Annotated in this window: 1 tRNA gene and 2 rRNA genes (1 of these 3 cut by a window edge); all 3 read left to right on the top strand. The window is 54.3% G+C overall.

Going from position 1 to position 2,500, the window contains the following annotated elements:
- Positions 1–1,986, top strand: a 23S ribosomal RNA gene (locus tag C1A35_RS35475) (it extends 810 nt beyond the left edge of the window).
- Between the two features lie 122 nt (positions 1,987–2,108).
- Positions 2,109–2,223: ribosomal RNA gene (gene rrf / locus C1A35_RS35470) — 5S ribosomal RNA — on the top strand.
- A 197-nt stretch (positions 2,224–2,420) separates the two neighbouring features.
- Positions 2,421–2,497 (top strand) — tRNA-Met (locus C1A35_RS35465).
- Positions 2,498–2,500: the final 3 nt, after the last annotated feature.

The raw sequence follows: 2,500 nt of genomic DNA, 5'->3' as shown, positions 1-2,500 counted from the left end.
GGGGTGAAAGGCCAATCAAACTCGGAAATAGCTGGTTCTCCGCGAAATCTATTTAGGTAGAGCGTCGACCGAATACCCTCGGGGGTAGAGCACTGGATGGGCTATGGGGACTCACCGTCTTACTGATCCTAACCAAACTCCGAATACCGAGGAGTACTAGTCGGCAGACACACGGCGGGTGCTAACGTCCGTCGTGAAAAGGGCAACAACCCTGACCTCCAGCTAAGGTCCCCAAGTCATGGCTAAGTGGGAAAGGATGTGAGGATCCCAAAACAACCAGGATGTTGGCTTAGAAGCAGCCATCATTTAAAGAAAGCGTAACAGCTCACTGGTCTAAATAAGGGTCTTTGCGCCGAAAATGTAACGGGGCTAAAGCCATGCACCGAAGCTGAGGATGTATCGCAAGATACGTGGTAGCGGAGCGTTCCGTAAGCCTGTGAAGGGATACCCGTGAGGGGTCCTGGAGGTATCGGAAGTGCGAATGTTGACATGAGTAACGATAAAGAGGGTGAGAGACCCTCTCGCCGAAAGACCAAGGGTTCCTGCTTAAAGTTAATCTGAGCAGGGTTAGCCGGCCCCTAAGACGAGGCGGACACGCGTAGTCGATGGGAACCACGTTAATATTCGTGGGCCTGGTGGTAGTGACGGATCGCTTAACTTGTTCACACTTATTGGATTGTGTGGGCGGGGACGCGGTTCCAGGAAATAGCTCCACCGTATAGACCGTACCCGAAACCGACACAGGTGGTCAGGTAGAGTATACCAAGGCGCTTGAGAGAACTATGCTGAAGGAACTCGGCAAATTGCACGCGTAACTTCGGAAGAAGCGTGACCCCAAAGGACGCAAGTCTTTTGGGGTGGCACAGACCAGGGGGTAGCGACTGTTTATCAAAAACACAGGGCTCTGCGAAGTCGCAAGACGACGTATAGGGTCTGACGCCTGCCCGGTGCTGGAAGGTTAAGAGGAGGGGTGCAAGCTCTGAATCGAAGCCCCAGTAAACGGCGGCCGTAACTATAACGGTCCTAAGGTAGCGAAATTCCTTGTCGGGTAAGTTCCGACCTGCACGAATGGCGTAACGACTTCCCCGCTGTCTCCAGCATAGACTCAGTGAAATTGAATTCCCCGTGAAGATGCGGGGTTCCTGCGGTCAGACGGAAAGACCCCGTGCACCTTTACTATAGCTTTACACTGGCATTCGTGTCGGCATGTGTAGGATAGGTGGTAGGCTTTGAAGCAGGGACGCCAGTTCTTGTGGAGCCATCCTTGAAATACCACCCTTATCGTCATGGATGTCTAACCGCGGTCCGTTATCCGGATCCGGGACAGTGTATGGTGGGTAGTTTGACTGGGGCGGTCGCCTCCGAAAGAGTAACGGAGGCGCGCGATGGTGGGCTCAGACCGGTCGGAAATCGGTCGTCGAGTGCAATGGCATAAGCCCGCCTGACTGCGAGACTGACAAGTCGAGCAGAGACGAAAGTCGGTCATAGTGATCCGGTGGTCCCGCGTGGAAGGGCCATCGCTCAACGGATAAAAGGTACGCCGGGGATAACAGGCTGATGACCCCCAAGAGTCCATATCGACGGGGTTGTTTGGCACCTCGATGTCGGCTCATCGCATCCTGGGGCTGGAGCAGGTCCCAAGGGTTTGGCTGTTCGCCAATTAAAGCGGTACGTGAGCTGGGTTCAGAACGTCGTGAGACAGTTCGGTCCCTATCTGCCGTGGGTGTAGGAATATTGACAGGATCTGTCCCTAGTACGAGAGGACCGGGATGGACATATCTCTGGTGGACCTGTTGTCCTGCCAAGGGCATAGCAGGGTAGCTATATATGGAATGGATAACCGCTGAAGGCATCTAAGCGGGAAACCAACCTGAAAACGAGTATTCCCTTGAGAACCGTGGAAGACGACCACGTTGATAGGCTGGGTGTGGAAGTGCGGCAACGCATGAAGCTTACCAGTACTAATCGTTCGATTGGCTTGATCGTTCCCATTGCTTGTGTTCATCGAAGATGAACGACGTGTTCAAAACAAAACGAGGTGGCATCACCATCTCACCAGCTTCTCATCCGGTTTGCGCTTCGCTGGCGCAAATCTTGCGCTTTGCCGACCTGGTGGTTCTGGCGGGGTGGCTGCACCCGTTCCCATTCCGAACACGGCCGTGAAACGCCCCAGCGCCGATGGTACTTCGTCTTAAGACGCGGGAGAGTAGGTCGCTGCCAGGTCTGCAAATCGCAAGATAAAATCCGGAAAAAAGATCACCTTCTCTTCATCCCTCGGCCCAGCCGAACACGGGCCGCCCTCAAGCGGCCCTTTTGTTTTGCTAGACCAAAGATCGATGAGATCAGACAATCAACGGGATTTTGCCTCCGGCAAAACCCGGACCGGATAAACGGGATTTTGCTTCGCAAAACCCGGATGGCGCGGGGTGGAGCAGCCCGGTAGCTCGTCAGGCTCATAACCTGAAGGCCGCAGGTTCAAATCCTGCCCCCGCAACCAAAT

Source organism: Ensifer adhaerens (assembly GCF_002940685.1).
Lineage (GTDB): Bacteria > Pseudomonadota > Alphaproteobacteria > Rhizobiales > Rhizobiaceae > Ensifer > Ensifer adhaerens_E.
The sequence above is the reverse complement of the archived record's forward strand: the minus strand, read 5'-3'. Positions and strand labels throughout refer to the sequence as shown.